The sequence below is a fragment of the Sorangium sp. So ce281 genome, assembly GCF_051527395.1.
Lineage (GTDB): Bacteria > Myxococcota_A > Polyangia > Polyangiales > Polyangiaceae > Sorangium > Sorangium cellulosum_B.
In genome coordinates this window covers 4,307,230-4,327,391 of sequence record NZ_CP150322.1, presented here as the reverse complement: position 1 = coordinate 4,327,391, position 20,162 = coordinate 4,307,230, and the positions used below count along the sequence as shown (strand labels likewise).

The following is a 20,162-nucleotide window of genomic DNA, read 5'->3' as shown; positions in this document are numbered from 1 at the left end:
GGAGCGTCGGATCACGGGTCGCTCTCGTCCGCGAAGCCGGGCAACGTGGGCGCCGCCGGCTTGGCGCGCGGGGTGCGGGGCTTCTTCGCGGGATCGGCGGGCTTTTTGGTGGCGGACTTCCTGGCGCCCTTCGCGGGAGGTGCGGCGGCTGCGGCGGCTTGCTTTTCCTGGTCGGCGCGCTTGGCGTTGAGGACGAAGAGGCGGTCGATCACCTCGTCCTCGAAGGCCTGGACGGCGGCGCGATCCTCGTCAGTCTTCGGGCAGTAGGGGGGAACAGCGATGTCGCTCCAGCCATAGGCGGCGAGCACAGCGCGGTCCATCTCCTCGTGGAGGGCGCGCAGTTCGAGGATGCGGGGGTCGTCGTTCGCGGGGTCCTTCAGGGCGTTGTAGGCCTTTGTTAGGCCCTGGTTGGTGTCGACCATGAAGCGAGCGCGGGTTTCGTAGAGCTTCTCGCCGATGGATTCGAGTGTAGGAATGATGGCGCGGGACTCTGGATTCGGAAAGGGAAATGTCTCAAAGCAGTCGGTTGGGGTATAGCGAAGGTCCGTCTTCATCGAAGACGACAGGAGTCGCGCCCATGGCTCATGGACGCGCGACTGCAGCACCGAAAAGTAGAATGCGGAATCTTTCGTGACCACGTACATCGTGTGCCCGAACACCCGCGTCGTCGGCTGCCAAGCGAATGCTAGATACTTGGACACCTGCGAGACCACCAGACACCGACGCGACAAGCGAATCCGCTGGTACAGGGGATCGCAGCGCGAAATATACTGCCACCAATACTTCTTTCCGTGCCCGCCCGGCCCCGTCATCAGCCGAGTCGCCTCACGCTCGGGCTTCACCCTCGCTCGCACCACATTCATAAGCGACGGCCATTTCTCAGCCTCTTCCAAGGACATGCTTCCAAAGTTAATCACCCACCGAACCGCATCGAGCGCGGGTGATGTTGCGAGCTCTTCGCCGCCCATGTACTCGTGAACCAAGGGCGTCGCTTTGCGATCTTCAGCGAGAATTTCGCGTCTCTCATCCGGAGACAAGAAGAATCCCTGACCTGCCACGTATGACCCACTGAAACATATGAGCGCATTTGCACTCAACGGGGTAGGATCTGGCCGCTCAGCCCTTGGAAGCAGACGGGAATCAATGAATTTGCAACAGTTTCCATCGAGGCTACATGCAGCGCCGAACGACTCAATTCCGCGGGCAACGTGAACAACGGAGATCGTAACCGCCGCATCTCCTGGCCAGGCGACATTACGCGTTGCAGAGAAGATCACACCACCATGAGCAAGAATCCAGGCAAGACCACCGCTTCGGTTATCACCTTGTGCGAGCGAGTTGGTCGCCACAAACCCCAGCACACCATGCGCACCCAGCATCGAGAACCCGCGGCGGAAGAAGTGAGCACATATGTCGGTATTTTTCGAGGTGGTGTGCTCCTCCGCGATCCAGCTACCGAACGCATCACCAAGCTCAGTCGAAATTCTCTTTCCACCCAAAAAAGGAGGATTTCCAACAAAGGCATCCACCATCGCCTTGCCAGTGACCTTGTTTCCCTCGAGTGGATCCGGCCTCTCGACGGAAAACACCTCCGGAAACTCGATCATCCAGTGGAACGGCACCTGCTCCCGCCGGATCTCCCCCTGCATCCCCCGCAGCTCCGCCAGGATCCCCCCCGCCGTCTCCCCCTCCCCCCGCTTCTCCGCCGCGAGCCACGCCGTCACCCGGTCCAGCCGCCGCGTCCGCTCCTTCTCCCGCTCCTTGTCGCTCTTCTGCCCGAAGAACGCCCCCACCACGAGATCCGCGACCAGCCGCACCCGGTCGAGCGCGTCCTCCGCGTCGAACAGCAGCCGCTCCTTCTCCCGCTGCGCCGCGTACGTCCCCTCGCCTGCCAGCTCCAGGATCCTCTTCCGTATCCCGATCGCCTCGTCCAGCGCCTCTGACAGAAGCCCAGCCGACAGCTCCACCTGCGCCTGCGGCTTCCAGTGGAACGCGCGAATCTGGTCGAAGCTCAGCCCCACCAGCGAGTCGCCGTGCCGTATCGCATGGTCCACGAACGTGAACGGCTCGTTCCTGGCCATCGTCACGAGCCACAGCGACAGCCGCGCGAGCTGCACCGCATACGTGTTCTTGTCGACGCCGTACAGGCACCGCTGCGCCACCAGCCGCCGCGCGTGGTTCACGACGTCCTCGTGCGCGCTGGCGATCACCTCCAGCCGCCCCTCCCGCGTCCACGCCGCCACCACGTGATCGGCCAGGTACCGGCAGGCCGCCACCAGGAACGCCCCCGACCCCACCGCCGGATCGCAGACCACCAGGTTCAGCAGCGTCTCCGAGCTCGGCGCCTCCCCCATCGCCTTGATCAGCGGCTCCAGCGTCCGCTCCACGATCGGCTCGGTCAGCGTGCGCGGCGTGTAGTGGCTGCTCGTCCGCCGCCGCTCCGGCCCCGGCTGGATCACCAGCGTCCCTGCGCCCGCCCGCTCCGGGGTCCGCCCGCTCAGGGGCTCCATCGCCCCGAGCGCCTCCTCGGCCTTCTTCGCGCCCTTCACCGCCTCGGCGATCTTCGCCGCCACGTTCTTGTCGAACCCGAGCTCGTCCTGGAGCCACCGCTCCCGCTGGTTCGCCGCCGCCGCGAGCAGCGCGTCCGCCTCCACCCAGACCCGCGCCGCGCCCTTCTTGCTCCCGAGCCGGATCCGCACCGCGCCGCGCTCGATGCGCTTCACCCCGAAGCCCATCAGCGCCTCGTACACGCTGCCGATCTGCTCCACGTCGAGCGCCTTGTACGAGAGCCGCTGGCCGCCCAGGTAGAGCAGCCGCTCCAGCACCGAGTACACGGTCAGGTCGTCGATGCTGGGCAGCTTCACGGCCGCGCGCGCCTCCGCCTGCGTGATCGGCGCGCTCCCCTCCGGCCCCCACCCCTCGAGGAACGGATAGGCGTTCGGCTCGAAGAGCTGCCCGCGCCGCGCCGGGATCACGAGCTCCCCGTGCGACACACCGAGATAGACCGCCCGGAACAGCCCTACGAGCCGCGGGTACGCCCCGAAGCGCCGGTGCATCGTGTCCGGGTACTTCCCGAAGTCGGCCTGGAGCGCGTCGAACAGCCCGAGCAGGCTGTAGTTCCGCGCGAACAGCGGGTGCTCGGCCGGCAGGAGCCCCCGGTCCTCGCAGTAGAGCAGGAACACGAGCCGCAGCAGCACCGTCAGCAGGCCCGCGTAGAGGTGGTCGTCCTCCCGCTCCAGCGCGTCCCGGAGGGCGCCCGTGCCGTCCCGCTCCTCGGCGGCGGCGAACCCCGCGAGCAGCGCCTCGAGCGCCTCGAACACCTGGCGCGAGAGCTCGGTGGTGACGTCGGCGTTGCGCTTGCGGCTCTCGGCCAGGACGGCCGGGAGCGACTGCTCCGCCGCCACGCCGAACCAGCGCTGCCGCGAGAGCAGCATCACGAAGGCGTCGAAGATCGGCCGCCCGCTGACGGACGCCATGTCGGCGGCGCGGAACGCGATCCACCCGCTCGACTCGCCGTGCGGCGCGTACACGAGCCGGATCTCGTGGCCGTTCGAGAGGAGCCCGATCGGCACGCGGCACTCCCGGAGCAGCCGCTCGAACTTCGCCTGCGCCGGGTACTCCCACGCGCCGGTGACCTGCTCGGGCCTGTCGAGCTGCTCGACCTCGGGCGGCACCTCCCAGACGAGCATCGCGTACGGCCGCCCCGCCTGCGCCGCGGGCGTGCTGTCCGCCGCGGCGGCCGCCTCCTCCCGGGGCTTGTTCCACCGGAGCGCGCGCGTCGGCCGGAGGAGCTGCTTGCCCTCCACGACGTAGAGCGAGAGCTCCTTCGGGAGCGCCTCCGCCGCGTCGAAGCGCTCGGCGTCGAGGTCGAGCACGGTCGAGAAGAGCCGCGCCAGATCCGGGACGTGCAGCCTGTTCTCGGCGTCCTCCTCGAGGCACTCGAGGAAGGCCAGGTGCGCCTCCCGCGGCAGCTTCTCCGCGCACTGGGCATCGACCAGCACGGGCACCGACACGACGAGCCCCTCCGAGGGCTGCGCCATGCCGATCCATTGCTCGTGGAATCGCTTGTCGGCGTCGCTCATGGCCTCTCTCGTCCCTGCTAGATGCTCGTCGTCGGCCAGAGGTACACGAGCCCGACCGGCGCGAGCCGCTTCAGGCTCACGCGGTAGAGCGCCTCGAGCTCCACCGGCTCGTCCCGGATCTCGTCCTCGATGCGGCCCAGGCGCTTCCTCATGTCCTCTCGCTCGCTCTCGAGCTGCTCCCGCTGCGACTTCATCGTGTCGCCCTCGAGCTGGCCGAAGAGCGAGAGCTGGACGTTCAGCTGGCCCTCGATCTCGACGCGCTGGGCCCTCAGGATCTGCCGCAGGTCCTCGGCTTCCTTGGCGCCGCGGGCCGAGAGGAGCTGCGCGGCCTCGTGCGCCCGGCCGTCGGCCTCGTCCTGCACGTGCCGCCAGAGCACGCCGAAGTCGGCGGCGGCCGCCCTCGCGAGGCGCCGGCGAAGGGGCTCCGGGACGGCCGGGAGGCCGCCCACGCGCGTGAGCAGCTCCTCGAGGTGGGCGACGGCCTGGCGATCCTCCTCGGTGCCCATGGGCTTCAGGTGATCACCGTCGCCGCTCTCGCGGAAGGGCGCGGCGACGGCGATGAGCTCGTCGTGCAGGCGCGCGGCCCCGGGCCCGAACAGCGAGAGGCGACCGAAGGCGATGGCCCGCGGCTCGCCCGAGCGGTCGTCGGGCACGACCGTCACGCGCGAGAGATCCTGCGCGCCGAAGCCCTGGGCCAGGAAGCGCGCCAGGATGCGCTGCACGAACGGGTGCTCGAGGTGCAGGTGGACGCGCTCCTCGCCCATCCGGTCGAGCGCCTTGAAGACCACGGGCTGCGGGGCGAGCTTGCGCCATTCCCACTCGGGCTCGTCCCTGCGGCGAGGGCGGCGCAGGCTGTCGAGGGTGCGGTCCCAGCTCGCCGGCAGAGGCGGCAGCGCGAACGCCTGCTGCCCCTCCACCTTCTCGGCGTGCGGCGCGAGGGGCGCGGCCCCCGCGAGCTCCAGGCCGACGTCGATGGCGTCGTGCAGGAGCTCCTCCCTGAAGTCCATCACCTTGCGGGATCGGCCGAGGATGCGGCGCGCCTCGTCGATCTCCTTCCTCAGCGCGGCCGGGCCTTCGCGCTGGGTCTCGAGCTCGCGCCGGGTCGTCTCGGCCTGCTCGGGGAGCCGCTCGGCCTCGTCGAGGGCGGCCGCGGTGCTCCGATCGATGCCATGGCTGAACGCCCGCTCGATGCGCTCCATGACGACCTCGCCCAGGCTCCCGAGCTCGGTCTGGATCGTCTCGACCTTGCCCACGAGCTTCTCGAGCACCGCGTCCTCGGCGCGCTCCGGGTAGACGAAGTAGTGGCAGCGGACCTTGCTCGCGGGCTGGAGCGTGCGATCGATGCGGCCGTTGCGCTGCTCCATGCGGGCGGGGTTCCACGGGACGTCGAAGTGGAAGAGATCGGCGCAGTGGTTCTGGAGGTTCAGGCCCTCGCGCGCGGCGTCGGTGGCGATGAGGACGCGCACGGGGTGCTCCCCCGGATCGCCGTTGAACGCCCGCTGCAGCTCCTCGCGCGCCTCGTCGCCCATGCCGCCGTGGAAGATGGCGATGCGCTCATCGCCGCGGTCGGTGTCCTCGAACGCGGCGCCGAGCGTCTTCTGGAGGTAGCGCATGGAGTCGCCGTACTCCGTGAAGATGATCACCCGCCGGTCGCCCCAGGCGCCGCTCGTGCGCTTGCCCCTTTCCGACGCGCCGACCCCCGGGCAGAGCTCCGCGCGGAGCCAGTGCAGGAGCGCCGCCACCTTGGCGTCGGGCCGATGGCGGTGCTGGCGGGAGAGGTCGAGCATGCGCTGGAGCAGCTGGCGGGCGCGCCCCTCGGGGGACGGGAGCGCGGTCGACGCCGAAGCGACCTCGGCCGCGTCCTCCTCGTCGCGCTGCTCGTCGTCGACGCCATACGCGTCGTCGTCCTCGGACCGCCTGCGCCCGAGCAGCGGCGCAGGCGCTGGTGCGGCGCTCGCCATTCCTTCCAGATCGAGCTGGTCGTCCAGCATGGCGGTGCGCCCCGCCGAGCGGCGGGAATCGGCGCTCGCCGCCCCCTCGTCGACGCGCGCGGCGTGCGCGTTCAGCGTCCGGTGGAACGCTTCGATGCTCGAGAGGAGCCGCTTCTGGAGGTTGATGAAGACGAGCTGCCCACGGCCGCGCTTCGGCTTCATCGCCTCGGTGTACTCGGCCAGGAGGCGCGAGAGCTCGAGCTCGGGCGTGCCGACGGGGCCGAGCGCGATCTCCGCGGCGAGCTTCTCCCGCTGGCCGGCCTCGGCCTCGAAGCACCGCGCCCGGAAGCCGTCGCCCTCGCGCGTAAGGGCGATCCGGACGACGCTCCGGACGGGGAAATCGCTCTTGCCGAGCGCCTGGAGGTCGCGCTTGAGCCTGCGGACCATCACGGCGGAGAGCGCCTTCGACCCCGCCTGGATGGGGACGCCCCGCGTGAAGCGCTGGGGGTCGAGCATGGCCATGAGGGCGCTGAAGCTGTTCGAGTGACCGTTGTGCGGCGTCGCCGACAGGAAGAGGCGGTTCTCGAACCGCGGGCCGAGCTCGTCGCGGATCAAGGTCGTGACGTGGGAGTCGACCGCGTACAGGCTCGCCGAGGCGGGCGCCGCGGTGTGGGCCTCGTCGAGCACGAGCAGGCTCTTCTTCATGCGCGCGCCGAGGTGGGCGATGAGCGGCTCGCGGTACTCGGTGCGGCGGAGCGTCTGGTAGGAGACGATGAAGCGGTTGTGCGTGCTCCAGGTGTTGACGCCGAAGCCCCGCTCGCGGCGCCGGCGGGCGACGAGCTCGCGGCCCATGATCTCGAAGCGCTGGCCGAAGCGCTTTTCCATCTCGCCGCGCCACTGGAGGCAGAGGGAGGCCGGACAGACGACGAGGACGAAGTCCACGCGCTGCCGGAGCTGGAGCTCCTGCATGACGAGCCCGGCCTCGATGGTCTTGCCGAGGCCCACGTCGTCGGCGATGAACAGGTTCGCGCGCGGCAGCTCGAGGGCCTTCTTGAGGGGCGTGAGCTGGTGGTCGAGGAGCTTGATGCCAGCCCGGAACGGCGCCTGGAAGAGATCGGCGCGCGTGGCCGTGACGCTGCTCCACTTGAGGGCGTGGAAGTAGGCCGCGAAGCGGCGCGGGGGGTCGAGCGAGGCGACCGCGCCGAGCCCCTCGGCCTCGGGCTGGAGGACCTTCGCGCCGAGCTCGATCTCCCAGAGCACCGAGAGGCGGACGCCCTGCGCATCGTCGTCGAGGCAGACGAGGTCGACGCGGGTGGCCTCGCTCGGGGCTTCGGGCGTGATGACGTCCTCGACGAGGTACTGGCGCTGCCGGACGAGCGCGATGTCCCCCTTCACGGGCGTGAGGCGCGGGGTGACGTGGGCTCCGAAGAGGCCCGCCGGAGGGGCCGTCTTGCGATCGCCGACGGCCTGGAGGAGCCGCTCTGCGAGCTCCTGGCGCGCGCGGCTGGAGGCGTCCAGGCCGTGGGCCTGGCAGGCAGCGCGGAGCTCGTCGCGGCCCATCCATTCGACCACGGCGCGCATGCGGACCTGCTCGGAGCGCGCCAGGGCGGCGACCAGCTCGGCCTTCGTGCCGCGCTGGGGCACGAAGACGCCGAAGTAGCGCGCGAGCTCGATCAAGCGTCCCCGTGAGGGCAGCGACTCGAGGAGCGTGCGGACGGAGGGCGAGGAAGCGGAGGGCAAGGACACGGACATCGACATCGGGGTTCCACGCGCCGCGCAGAGCTGGCGGCCCACGGCAAGGTACGCCTCGGCAACGACACGGTGAAGATTGTTCAGTCGACGGCTCACCGGGTTGCGCGCGAGCGTCGCACGACCTGCTCCTGGCGCTTACCCTCGGCCTGGACCTGGAAAGAGCAGAGCGGCAGCACATCGCGCCGACGGCTCCAGCGCGCGACGAGGCCCGATCCACCGAGCGGAGTGATGCGCACGAGCAGATCGTGCCCCCTCGGATGCCGACGCCGGAGCGCCGATGAGCAGGGCTGGCCGAGGGGGCTCGCAGGGCCGACGGGTGACCTCTCCACCGAAAGACGAGTGCCAATCGTCTTTTCTTGGAGCCACGTCCACCGGGAGACGGGTGCCGCTCGTCTTTTGCTGGAGCCACGTCCACCGCCGAGACGAGCGCCACTCGTCTTTTGCTGGAGCCACGTCCACCGGGAGACGAGTGCACCTCGTCTTTTGCTGGAGCCACGTCCACCGGGAGACGAGTGCACCTCGTCTTTTGCTGGCGCCACGTCCACCGGGAGACGAGTGCACCTCGTCTCCCGCGTGGACGCGCCACCTCACCCGGATGGGTTCACGGCGTCCCGCCCGCCCCGAGCGGTGGCGTCGAGACGGCTTCGGGCCTTGTCGCGGAGGCTCTTCGACGGGGCTTCGGATGCCCGGGCTCTGCGTGGACCGCTTGCGGGCATCCGCGGGGCGCCCTGCCGCAGCGCATGGCTGGGCGATGCGTCGCGGGATCTGTGGGATGCGTCGCCTGCTCGCAGACCGTGGTCGCAGAGGCGGTGCATGGGCGTGTCTACTCGTAGCGGGAGACCGGAGATTTTAACGCCAAGGCGCCAAGTCGAGACGAAGGTCCGACGCAGGACGCTCGCCCTTGTACACGAGCGGTACGGCCTTACTGGCGCACCACGGTGAGCCCTCGCGACTCGAGCTCGAAGGCAAGCGCATCTTCGTGGACTGTCTCGAGCAGCCCTGGGCCTCCAAGGGTACGATGCACCTCGATCGCTGCCTCGACGACGACCTTGGCTATCTCGTTCTCGGTCATTCTCTCCGCCTTTTTGCGCCTTTGCGCCTTTGCGCCTTTGCGTTAAAATCCGAGATTCTCGACGACGTCAGCAGCAGGCACGACGAGGCCCCCAGCGATCTGACAAGCTGCGGTTTGACGCCCTCCGTCAACGTGACTTCATGGTCAGCTGAGCGAGAGCTCCTGCTCAACTGGTTCCGCGCACGGAGCGCCTTCGCCCATGGCGCCACCGGGGGATTCAACAATAAAGCGAGGATTACGACCAGACCTCTACGCGTCGTCACCCTTCGGCCTGCGCGCGCCCATCAGCTCCACGAGCCCCTCGCCGCCGCGTGGACGGCCGAGCTCCAGGAACCGCATGACGGCATCGTAATCCTGCGGGTCGCGGTTCTGGCTCAGCTTGAACTTGCCTTCCAGCCGGGTCACGGAGATCTCGAACGCGACGATGCCGCCCAAGAGCTGGCGCACGACCGCCTCGGCGTCATCGGGGCTCCAGGGGTTGTCCCTCCCGGCCTCGTACTTGCTGGCCAGCCGCCGCAGCGAGCTCAGGACCTTCGCGGGCTCCTCGACGATGCTGGGTGTGCCATAGACATGGACAACCGCATAGTTCCAGGTCGGGACGCCGGGCCGCCTGTAAACGGAGGGGGATATGTACGCGTGCGGCCCCGTGAAGATGGCGAGCACCTCCCCCTGCTGCGCGAACGCCCGCCACTGCGGATTCGCCCGCGCCACATGGCCCTGGAGGAGCAGTCGTCCCTCGGGGTCCCGCTCGGCGAGGAGCGGCAGGTGCGTCGCACAGGGGACGTCGTTCTCCACAGTGACCAGCGTCGCGAAGCCGTGCTCGCCGATGAGCGCCAGCAGCTCCGACTCGTCCTGCTCGTGGAACGACCTGGGGATGTACATCCGGCGTACCTTAGCGTTCCAGTCTCGGCCGGACCAGGGGGCCCCGCCCATGCGAGCGTTGGTCAGGGGGCCCCGCCCATGTGAGCGCTCCGGGGGTCGCCCTGCACCTGGGCCCGGCTCAGGCGGGAGAAGAGGGACAGGTAGGGTCGCAAGACCGTGCGCGACCAGCGCCGCGGGATCCAGAGAAACCCGGAGACCGCATGCCGCCGCGCCCCCCTCCGCCGCTTGGTCTCGTACCCGCCAGGCCCCAGCCAGAGCCTCCGGGCCCCGAGCTGATAGGCCCGGCGCACCGGCTCGTAGAAGGCGAGGTTGAAATACAGGGCCGACGCCGAGGCGCCGGTCTCCGCGCGCCCGACCCGGTAGAACCACAGATCCTCTTGCTTGTGCAGGAGCAGGGAGAACCCGACCGGCTCGGCGCCCTTCATGGCCACCACCGCCTCCGCCTCCGGGGAGACGTGCCGCTCGAGCGCAGCCCAGAACCAGGCCGGATTGCGGAAGTGCTCCTTGCCGTACTGGGAATACGTCACCTCGTAGAAGCGCTCGAAGTGGCCCCCCATCTCGCTGAGCCGGGAAACGCGCTCGAAGCGCACGCCCTCTCTCCGCGCCTGGGCCATCTCCTTCTTCAGCAGCCGCCGGGCGTCGCTCTTGAACTTGCCCAGGTAATCTTCGAGGCCTTCACCGGGGACGTCGACGAGGTTGTCGTGGAAGAGGAAGAGCTCCTGGAAGGACGCCCCCGTGAGCGCCTCGCGCAGCGCGACGTCCTCCTCGGGCACACCGTAGAAGTAGAGCGGACACTGCTCGCTCGCCGCGAGCTCCCGGAGCCCCTCGACGACCATTTTCCGGGCCCGCTCCGCGACAGGGGCCGGCTGCGGCGCGCAGAGGACGCCGCCCCGCAGGCTGAGCGGGCTCGCCACGACCACCGCGCCGTCGGCCCCGGCCCCCGAGAGCCACGCCAGCCGGCGGTAGGCATCCGCCACGGCGATCGCCAGCCCGCTCCAGCGGGCGCTGCCGGGGTTGAGGCGCTCGAGATCCGCCTTCCAGCTTGTGAAGAAGAACTTCTCCAGCGAGTAGTGGGGGTGGATCGTCTTGCTCCGCGTGATGAAGAACGGGCACAGCGCGATCGGGACCCCCTGCTGGCTGACGATGGCATACCGCAGGGACAGCTCCCCCCGGACCAGGAAGGCGAGATCCACGGCGTCCAGCATCCGGAGCCAGCGCCGGCCGAAGAACACGCCCGCTCCGGCCGTGAGCGCATCCAGCTCCGCGTCGCTCAGGTGGCTCACGGAGCCATGGAACGTCAGCGCGAGGGACATGGCCTAGAGGATCTCATCGTCGCTGCTCCACGGCCGGCCTGCGGAGTCGGGCTCGGGTCCGGACTCGGGTCCGGGCGAGCCGGCCGAGCTCCCCCGCAGCCGCACCGCGTAGTCCTGGAACGTCGCCATGCTGACGTAGAGCGGGATGAGCAGCTTTCGCCCGCTGGCATCCCACGTCACATCCCCGAGCATCTGGGCGCCCTGCCTGAGGTACAGGTGGAGCAGGGCCGGGAGCGGATGGTCCGGATCGGCCTTTCTCTGCTGCTGGACGAGGAGGCGAAAGGCCCTGCGCTGCGGCGGCAGCGACGGAGCGAGCGGCGGAGGCGCGCTCGCGTCGGGTCCGAGCGGGCGGCGGGGTCGCACCCTGCGGACGTCGGAGAGGTGATAACGGCGCAGGTAATCCACGACGAGCCGGCACGACTCCGGCGCGTGGTCCAGCAAGGCCACGGTCCCGAAGACGTTCTGGTACCTCGGGTGGGCGCTGCCGAACGCGCTGATCGACGCCAGCAGCGCGTCGATGATACCCCGGGTCCGCGGGTGCCCCCGGACGACCCAGAACCGCCCGTATTCCACGGCCGTATCGAAGAACGCCTCGGCCCCCAGCTCGAGCTCCCAGCCCGAGCTCACGTAGAGGCCCTCGACGCCGTGCCGAGCGAGCAGCTCGTCGCCCGGGCACAGCCGCAGCGCTCCCACCGGCCCGGTCGCGTCGAACGCGACCATCTGGATGGCCTGTCGGTCCTGGAGATCCAGGCCGTAGTTCCACGACTCGCCCTCGCCGAACGCCATGGCCCGGAGCTGGACGATGTGCTCGACGAACTCGGGATCGTCTTCGAGCCGGGCCGCGTGGACCGAGATCCCCCCGAGCTCGCAGAGCGGCGAGCCGCCCCGCCGCGAGGGAGACGCCGCCGGCGCTGGCGCGGTCGGCGTCAGGATGCGCGATAGATCTGTACTTGCCACAGCTGCGTCCGCTCCCGGTCGATGGTCTCCTGGTACTGGGAGGCCAGAGACTGGAATCCAGAGGTTTCGGGCCGCACGACGCGGAGGTGCCCCCGCGTGACGACGAGGGCGTCGCGGGCAAGGCCAGGCCGTACCTGCTGAAGGAACTGGTGCTCGAGGGGGCCCTTGAAGAACGTCGGCACATCCGACAGCGAGAGGAAATCGACCGCATCGCCGGCGCCGCGGACCACCTCGAGGACATCGCCCTTCACGTAAGACACCTCGGTCTCGGCCAGGGCGCGGCGTGCCTGCGCGTAGATCGTTGGGTCGCACTCGATCGGGTTTCCCTCGGCGTACCGCAGCTCGCCGAAGAAGACGAGCTGCAGGAAATAGCTCTCGCGCGCCAGGAGCTCGGTGAAGAGCCTGTCGAAGATGCCCCGGTAGATGCCGTACGCGCTCCCCGGGAGGTTCTTCTTGGGGAACTCGCCCTTGTAGAGCAGCGAGTTGAGCACGGCGGCGTTGCCCAGCAGCAGCAGGACCGCGCGGAAGCGAGCGCGCGGAAACGAGGAGGCCAGGTAGGCCCGCTGCGCCTCGAGGTCCGTCGCCTCGAAGAGTCGCTGCCCCGCCCGGCCCGTCAGCAGGCGGTTGACCCTGGAGAGCTGCGCCATGGTCTTCTCGAAGCGACCGAGGTAGACGATGCGCGCCCAGCCGCTCGCCTCGAAGATCCGCTCCAGGGTGCTCCGCGCCCCGGCGGACAGCTCCAGCCGCTGGAAGCGCTCCCGCCGCTCGGCGGGCGTCATCGGCCGCGGCGGGTAGCCGAGGAAGCTGACGTACTCCTCGTGCTCCAGCGCGCGGAGGGCGGCGAGCCGCATCTCCGTCAAGGCGAGCTGCGGGCTGGAGATATCGACGCAGGTCAGCTTCCTCGGGGACCGGGCGAGCAGGGGGAGCACCCGCCCGCCCGAGCCCGCGATGGCGACGACGTGCCGGGCCCGCGCGGGCAGGACCGCGAGCTCGACCGAAGAGTCTTCATCGCCCAGCGAGTAGTTGAGCTGCTCGTCGAAGTAGGCCGCTGCCCTGGCGTCCGAGCTCATTTCATGAGACCGAGGAAGGCATAGCCCGGCGACTGCTCCTTCTGCAGCCGCTCGTACTCCGCATAGACCTCTTCCATCATGTTGCCCATCAGGCGCAGGCTGGTGGTCATGACGCGCTCGATGTCCTGCCAGTCCTGGTCGGTCGTACAGTTCTGGGCGATCATCCTGCGCACCTGCGCGGCGTGATCCTCGTCGATCTTCGAGTGCGCGACGAAGAACGTCATCTGCGCGGGCTTGAGATCGAGGCTCTCCTTCACCTTGTTGACGAGGGGCATGACGAAGTCGTACGAGCTCTCCGCCCAGTAGCTGTACCCGAGCCGGCGGACCGGGTTGCCGGTGGCGGAGACCCAGTAGAGGTAGGCGATCATCGCTTCGGTCATCGGCAGGGGCGGCGGGATCTTGAGCGCCTCCTTCGGCAGGCCGAGCGCGAGCAGGTCGTGCAGGGCCATGTGCTCGTGCCCCGTCTCCTCGGTCGCGTGCTCGAAGCAGAACTTCAGGTAGGGGATGCCGATGTCCAGCGCGCGGACCCCCACGAGGGCCTGGTTGCGCGCGTTGTGCAGCGTGTAGTGGTAGGTCTCCATCAGGTAGATGGCGTACAGCTGCTTGTCGATGCGCCCCTCCTGGATGGTCTTGATCAGCCGGGAGCGCGCGAACAGGTCCTCCCAGGCGGCCTTCAGCTTCCTGTCGAGCGCCGCGAACCTGGCCGTGGTGACGTCTTCATCCGTGTTCATGTGTTCTCCACTCCACGAAGAGAAGGGGCATTGCGAATCGAGGTGACATGAAGGGCCGCGCGCCGACCCGAGGGTCAGGGGGCTTGTACGTGGAGGTGGAACCGGGAACCATCCACGCCGGAGATCAGGGTGGCGCCGACGACACGCCCGCCGTCGAAATCGCACTCCATGACGGTGCCGGGCGCCAGCCCGTGGACGGCGAGCGTCCCGCCCAACGCCGGCTCTAGCCGCAGGAGCGGCTGCTCGTTGACCATCACGATGAGCGTCCCGTCCTGCACCTGGACGCGGCCGTCGACGGGCGCGGGCAGCGGCTCGTAGGACGTGCCCGGCGGCACGAAGCCCGCCGGCAGACGGAAGCTGAAGGCGAAGCGCTGGAGGAGCGCGTCGTCAGGGCGCGCCTCGCCGGCCATCCTGATCCCGCGGGCGCGCTGCGCCTCGACGAAATCGCGCGGGAACAGGCCGAGCACGAAGTCGTTGACGAGGAGGTCGATGACCAGGTGTACGCGGGTGATCGGGCTGCGGTTGTGCGCGCTGTGGAACCGGGAGAAGTCGCCGTACCAGAGCTCTCCCTCCTTCCAGTCGCACCGCTCTCCATCGATGAAGAAGTCGACGTCCGGGTGGGTCACCACCGGGACGTGGAGCCTCAACATGCCCTCCTCGAACGAGACGAAATTGTCTCGGTGCCGGGCGATGATCCCGCCCGGCCCCAGGGACAGCAGGCGAACCAGCCGCTTCGGGCAGGCCAGGCCGTCGAGGATCTCGGCCAGGTAGGGCGCGCGCCGGAGCGCCTCGGTCGGCGCGTAGTCGTCGCTCGCCTGCTCGGCAAGCCGCTGGTGTCCGTCGCCGGCCCGGGCGCGCCCCCCGGGAGCGATGAGGCTGATGCTCTCCCAGGCGCGGTTCCCTTCGCCGGCGTACCCGGCGGAGACGCGCTCCAGGTCCTCCAGGAGCCGCAGCTCGGACTGCATCCGCGCGGCGTCGTAGCCGCGGGGCAAACGGATGATGGCGTCGCTCATCGGGTTCTCCATGCGTGCGGCTCAGGCCTGCGCCACCCCTCGGGTGCGCGCGTACACGAGGTTGCCGAGGCCGCCGATGCGGTACGCGAAGACGCACGAGAAGCCGTGGCCGGACAGCAGTCGATCGAAGTCCTGCCGGGCCGGCGCGTCCTCGTACCTCCTGCTGATGTTGGTCTCGAGATCGATGAGCCTGACGTGCTCCAGCGTCTGCGCGCCGCCCTGGAGCGCCCGCAGCTCGGCCCCCTGGATGTTCATGCGCAGGTAGCTGAAGTCCGACGCTCGCCAGCCGTACGGGAGCCCTCCGACGAGCCCGTCCAGGGTCGTGCAGGGCACCTTGATCTCCTGGTATCTCAGCGCGGTCGCGGTCTGCAGCGCGGTCGTCAGCCACCCGACCGGACGCTTGTACCAGGGCAGGGACCGCGCTTCCTCCCACTGCTCGGCGAAGTTCTCCGGCACCGGCCTGGAGAGCGACGACAGCGAGGTCATGTGCGTGCGGCAGAAGCTGACCTCGCCCGAGCGGTCCGCGACCGCGCAGCGCACCGCGTACGCGCGGGGGCGAACCGGGTCATCGATGAAGTCCGCGATCGGGCCGCACGTCGCGTTGAACGCGTCGACCCGGCGCTGGAGCTGCGCGAACTCGCGCTCGAGCGGCTCCACCATCACCACGCGGCGGAACCCGAGCGCCGCGTACATCGGCAGCTCCTGTCCGATGTGGCCGCCCAGGTGGAGCACGCCCGTGCGCGGGACCGCGAGGCGCTCGAAGAGGTACTGGTAAGCGCACAGCAGCGGATCGAAGGGCGCATGAGCCCCACGCTTGAGCGCCTCGGCCAGTAGTTCCTTTGGGACCCGCTTGTACTCAGTGTCGCCGAGCATCCGACGGCCATATACTCGAGACGGACTTTGAAGTCCATACGCAGAGACGCGTCCTTCTCAATCGAAGTCCTGTCGAAGTTCGGGCACAGTGTTCACATAAACTTACGAGCATCGTCGCCATGTCATGAAAAATCCGGTCACCCCGGAGGTCGCGGCGATCGTCGTAGAGCGTCGATTGGGCCGCGGGTCCGCGCCTTGACACCACCGACCGAGCATGGTCTTCTCGCGCCGGCTCATCCCGCCGGAGCTCGCCGCGGCGGCCGTCCGCGCGATGCAGTACGCACCGGAGCGCGCGCTGGACGAGGCCTCGGCGGACCATGAAGCTCTACGATGCGAGTACCATCGACGCGGCCCCCTGGCCGGACACGGAGGAGGGGCGCAAGGCGCGCGGCTTCCTCGTCCCGCTCTTCCAGCGAGGCCCCCAGGCGCTCTTCGGTGATCGGAGCACGCTGCGGCTGCTCAGCGTCGATGATCTGCTGATCCCGCTGTCCATCAACGACGCCGACCAGGGCAACTCCTACTTCTTTTCGTTGTTCGCGCGCTACATCACCAGCCAGCGCGCCGCCATCGCCACGCTGGACTGGAGCCCGGCCCTGGCGTCCGGCGCGAGCAGCGCGCTCCTCGGCCTGGGCGCGCTGCTCAAGGCCACGCAGATCGACAGGTGCATCCAGGTCGACAACTGGCCCTCGCTGCGCAACATGGCGCCGCCGCTCGGCGCGGGCCAGATCCGGCGGATCACGGACTTCCTCGCGGCGCGCTATCCGGAGCACGCGATCGTCTTTCCGGCGCTCAGCCCGGCCACGCACGCGCCGCTGCTCAACCGCCTCAAGGAGGAGGGCTATGCGTTCACGTACATGTCGTACACGCGCATGCTCCTGCCCTACGGGGTGGAGCTGAGCCGCAAGGTGCGCGAGAACCGCCGCCGGGACGCGCGGCTGCTGGAGGCCTCCGGCTACGAGGTGGTGGACGGCCGGGACATGCCCGGCTGCGCCCCGCGGCTGGCCGAGCTGTACCAGATGCTGAACCGCGAGAAGTACAGGACCAATCCGCCCATGTCGCCCGCGTTCTTCGAGGTGTGCCTGCGCGGGGAGATGGTCCGGCTCCGGCTGCTCGTGAAGGACGGCCGTATCGACACGTTCTACGGCTTCATGGTGAAGGGCGATGTCCTCTACTCTCCCGCGGCGGGGTACGATCTGACCAGACCTCAAGAGGTGGGGCTGTACAGGATCCTCAACAGCCTGCTGATGCAGGAGGCGCTGGAGCGGGGCATCGCGATCGAGACGGGGGGCGGCGCCGACGGCTTCAAGGCGCTGCGAGGGGACCGGCCGGTCCCCCGCTACAACGCTTTCTACGTCCGTCACCTGCCCTCCCGGCGCCGCCTCGGCTGGCGTCTGCTGCAGCGGCTCGCGAACGACGTGCTGCTCAAGGTCACCCGCGGGATCCTGCGAGGGATCGACGAGGCCGTCGTCGGCTTCGATGGCATTCCCGAGACGTTCGCCCCGCCGTTCATGTCGCCCGGCGAGTCGGCGGAGCGGCTGCGCCGGGATCTCGACGCGCTGGAGCGCGAGGTGGACGCGGCGTCGGCGCTGGAGGGGAGCGCGCTGGCCGACCGCGTCTCGGCGCTCACGAGGTCGCTGGAAGAATGGGCGTGCCCCCCGCGGCGGGCGGTGGCGCTGCGGCAGCGGCTGGAGGGGCTCTCGCGGCGCCGGGACGAGGAGAAGCGCTCGCGGCGAGCGTCCACGCGGGCCCAGCGGGCGACGGTGGCGCGCCAGCTGCTCGAGGGCGCGACAAGGCTGGGCGATGCGACCGTGGTGGTCCATCACCTGGGCGAGATCTCCCGGCAGCAGCTGCGCGCGCTCGCGGAGCAGCTGTGCAAGGCCGGCGCGTGCACCGCGGTGGCGCTCGCGGGCACGGAGGGTGGGACCGCGACGCTCGTCGCGGCGGCCACGCGAGGGCTCGTCGAGCGCGGCGTGGAGGCGAATCAGGTGCTGGCGCAGGCCGCGCCGGCCGTGGAGGGCAGCGCCGAGGGCGGACCGGAGGTGGCGTGGGCCGACGGCTCACGGCCCGAAGGTGCCGCCGCGGCGCTCGAGGCGGCGCGACGGTACCTCGAGGCGCGCCTCGGCGGCGCGGCGTAGCGGCGAGGCCGCCGGGCAGCACCATCGCGGGCGAGCGGCCCTCGCCGGTCTCCGGATCCCAGGTCATATTTCCTACAAACAGCTGCCGTCGAGGAAGGGCGCCCAGGGGGGCTCGCCGGGGCCGGAGGGTGGCCTCTCCACCGCGGAGACGGGTGCCACCCATCTTTTCTTGGAGCCTCCTCAGGCCGCGGGCTGACCCGGCCGCTGGCGCGCCGCTCCCGGCCTCGTAAGCGGGCATCTTGACGCCGCCTCGCTTGGATTTCGCAGCTGGCGCCATGGCTGCGGCGGCATGCTTCTCCTGAGCGGCACGCGCGGCGTTGAGGACGAAAAGGCGGTCGATGGCCTACCGGAGCGGTCTCTCCAGCCTAGTTCAAATTTGTTGCGCGGATTCCAGGAATCCGTACAGTTTTCCTCAGCCTCGCCCGGGTACCAGTTCATACCTCTCGGGCATACATTCTCGACATGAGTCAGGCGATCGGAACGCTCGTAAGAACCCGCCGGTCGGAGGTGGGTTTCTCGCATGAGGAGCTCGCGGAGCTAGCACGCGTGCCGCTCGCGACGCTGGAAGCATTCGAGGAGGGGCAGGGAAACATCACCGCAGCGGCGCTGGACCGCGTCGCGTACGTCCTCTGCGTGGATGCGGGCGTCCTGCGGCAAGGCAGGATCGAGCGCTCGCCGACGGCCGCCCTGTTCTTCCGGCAGGGCGCCTTTGCGGACTTCCGCGACGTCGACGATCGCCCCGAGGTCGTGGCAACGTTCGAGCGCGCGCTCGCCCTCCGGAAGGTCAACACCCTCCTGGGGAGACCTCCCGGCCTTCGCGAACGATTCGAGCCAGAGGAGCCCACCCCGGAAACTTTCAAGGACGGGTACCGCCTCGCTCGCAAGTTACGGAGCGCGCTGGGAGACGAGACCGGCCCTCTCGGAGACATGGCCGAGCTGCTCGAAGAGGAGTTTGACGTCCTGGTGCGGGCCAAGGCGCTGTCGAGCGCTCGGATCGATGCGCTTGCGTTGAAGGAACCGCAAACCGGCGTCGCAGCGGTCATCTTGAACACGGCGAGCAAGCGCCGATCCAATCCATGGGCGGCCCGCGTCGACCTTGCTCACGAGCTCGGGCACATCCTGTTCGATCCTCCGCAGGGAGAGATCAACCTCGTGGTCGATCAGGAGGGTGACGAGGGCAAGGTCGTATGGCACGGCGAGAGGCGAGCGCGCGCATTTGCCGCCGAGCTCCTCATGCCCGCGGAGGGACTGCGGCAGCTCCTGGGCCCCCCCCAGTATGAGATGGCCACGTCCAAGGCGCTCGATCTGCTGGCTCGGACCCGGCAGCACTTCGAGACCCCCATCGAGATCACGGTGAACCATCTGGTCAATCGCGAGTACATCGTCCACTTCCAGCAAGAAGCCGTGATCGAGAAGGCCAGGCGTACGAGCGGCGGCTCGGCGGCAGCCCTCCCTCTGTTGGATCCATCCAGGCACGATGTCCTCACCCGACGCGTGCTCGAAGCGCTCGATCGCGATCTGATCTCCGCCGGGCGCGCGCGGGAGTTGCTGCAGCTGACCGCCTGGGATGATTTGCCCACGGGCGCGTGAGCCAGAGCGTTTCCATGGTTCGGTACCTCCTCGACACCAACGCGGTGATCCCGTTCCAGCGCGCCGGTTGCCTGAAGGCGCTCGTGGCTGCAGCGAAGAGCGTACCGATGGCCATCGTGGACGACGTGCTCGAAGAGCTCACCGTTCCCAGGAAGCCGACCGATCCCGAGACGAACCTCATGAAGGAGGCCGGCCGAGAGCTGCGCGGGAGCTCGGTGGAGCTCATCGAGGTGCTGGCCGGCTCGGAGGAAGACGCGACGCGGGGCATCCTCATGGCGTTCGTGGATCGAGGAGAAGCAGCCTCGATCGCCGTCGCATCGCGTCGCTCGGATCTCATCTTCGTGACGGAAGACGTCCGGGCCGTCCAGGGCAAGCCCAAGCTTTACCGTGAGCTCCCAGGCGACGTTGGCAGGATCATTGGGCTACACGCCCTCTTGCGGGTGCTGGTCGAGCGCGGCGCGCTCTCCGCGGCGCTCGCCAGGGCGGTTGCGGCTTCCCGTGACCTCGATCCTCCGCTCTGGTGGATGGGGTGGACCACCTCGCTCCCACCGGCGAAGCCGTAGCACCGCACTCCGTCTTCCGGGCCCCGGAGGTCCAGACGCTGGAGAGGCTGGCTAGACGTCGAGCTTTCCCTGTCTGTCATCGTCCTCCCGCCTCGACGTCCAAATCGTGGGCTCGCGTTCTATTGCTGCGAGCGCTGATAGGTATTCCCGAAGTCGTCCTGCACCACGACGGCGAGCCCGTCCACCGCCTCCACCTCG

At 69.2% G+C, this 20,162-nt stretch carries 13 protein-coding genes; 3 read left to right on the top strand and 10 right to left on the bottom strand.

The window, feature by feature from the left end; genetic code table 11:
• Positions 1 to 11: 11 nt before the first annotated feature.
• From WMF27_RS16310 to WMF27_RS16265, 10 genes are all read right to left on the bottom strand, one after another.
• The gene (locus WMF27_RS16310; protein ID WP_437767960.1) at positions 12 to 4,082 is read right to left on the bottom strand and encodes a type IIL restriction-modification enzyme MmeI; all 4,071 of its coding nucleotides are present in this window, start codon (positions 4,080 to 4,082) and stop codon (positions 12 to 14) included.
• A 17-nt stretch (positions 4,083 to 4,099) separates the two neighbouring features.
• Positions 4,100 to 7,765, bottom strand: coding sequence for a DISARM system SNF2-like helicase DrmD (gene drmD, locus WMF27_RS16305; RefSeq protein ID WP_437767961.1), 3,666 nt, complete (start codon positions 7,763 to 7,765; stop codon positions 4,100 to 4,102).
• A gap of 922 nt (positions 7,766 to 8,687) precedes the next feature.
• Complete coding sequence (locus tag WMF27_RS16300) at positions 8,688 to 8,837, bottom strand: GxxExxY protein (RefSeq protein WP_437767962.1); 150 nt, start codon at positions 8,835 to 8,837, stop codon at positions 8,688 to 8,690.
• A gap of 249 nt (positions 8,838 to 9,086) precedes the next feature.
• Positions 9,087 to 9,719, bottom strand: a complete 633-nt coding sequence (locus WMF27_RS16295; protein WP_437944268.1) for an FMN-binding negative transcriptional regulator — start codon at positions 9,717 to 9,719, stop codon at positions 9,087 to 9,089.
• A 62-nt stretch (positions 9,720 to 9,781) separates the two neighbouring features.
• Positions 9,782 to 11,032, bottom strand: a complete 1,251-nt coding sequence (locus tag WMF27_RS16290) for a GNAT family N-acetyltransferase (RefSeq protein ID WP_437767964.1) — start codon at positions 11,030 to 11,032, stop codon at positions 9,782 to 9,784.
• Positions 11,033 to 11,035: 3 nt separating this feature from the next.
• Positions 11,036 to 11,989, bottom strand: a complete 954-nt coding sequence (locus WMF27_RS16285; protein ID WP_437944267.1) for a hypothetical protein — start codon at positions 11,987 to 11,989, stop codon at positions 11,036 to 11,038.
• Positions 11,959 to 13,059 (bottom strand): DUF3419 family protein, encoded by a 1,101-nt coding sequence (locus WMF27_RS16280; RefSeq protein ID WP_437767966.1) that lies wholly within the window; start codon positions 13,057 to 13,059, stop codon positions 11,959 to 11,961. The genes WMF27_RS16285 and WMF27_RS16280 overlap by 31 nt, the downstream gene beginning before the upstream one ends.
• Complete coding sequence (locus WMF27_RS16275; protein ID WP_437767967.1) at positions 13,056 to 13,790, bottom strand: iron-containing redox enzyme family protein; 735 nt, start codon at positions 13,788 to 13,790, stop codon at positions 13,056 to 13,058. Before WMF27_RS16275 ends, WMF27_RS16280 begins: the two co-directional genes overlap by 4 nt.
• Positions 13,791 to 13,864: 74 nt before the next feature.
• Positions 13,865 to 14,803: an aspartyl/asparaginyl beta-hydroxylase domain-containing protein gene (locus tag WMF27_RS16270; RefSeq protein WP_437944266.1), complete on the bottom strand. Its 939-nt coding sequence runs from the start codon at positions 14,801 to 14,803 to the stop codon at positions 13,865 to 13,867.
• A gap of 21 nt (positions 14,804 to 14,824) precedes the next feature.
• Positions 14,825 to 15,676 (bottom strand): FkbM family methyltransferase, encoded by an 852-nt coding sequence (locus WMF27_RS16265; RefSeq protein WP_437944265.1) that lies wholly within the window; start codon positions 15,674 to 15,676, stop codon positions 14,825 to 14,827.
• 317 nt (positions 15,677 to 15,993) lie between these two features.
• On the opposite strand from WMF27_RS16265, the gene WMF27_RS16260 reads away from it, so the two are divergent.
• From WMF27_RS16260 to WMF27_RS16250, 3 genes are all read left to right on the top strand, one after another.
• Positions 15,994 to 17,811 (top strand): hypothetical protein, encoded by a 1,818-nt coding sequence (locus WMF27_RS16260; protein WP_437944264.1) that lies wholly within the window; start codon positions 15,994 to 15,996, stop codon positions 17,809 to 17,811.
• Between the two features lie 462 nt (positions 17,812 to 18,273).
• Positions 18,274 to 19,401: a helix-turn-helix domain-containing protein gene (locus WMF27_RS16255; protein ID WP_437767971.1), complete on the top strand. Its 1,128-nt coding sequence runs from the start codon at positions 18,274 to 18,276 to the stop codon at positions 19,399 to 19,401.
• Between the two features lie 14 nt (positions 19,402 to 19,415).
• Positions 19,416 to 19,964, top strand: a complete 549-nt coding sequence (locus tag WMF27_RS16250; RefSeq protein ID WP_437767972.1) for a hypothetical protein — start codon at positions 19,416 to 19,418, stop codon at positions 19,962 to 19,964.
• Positions 19,965 to 20,162: the final 198 nt, after the last annotated feature.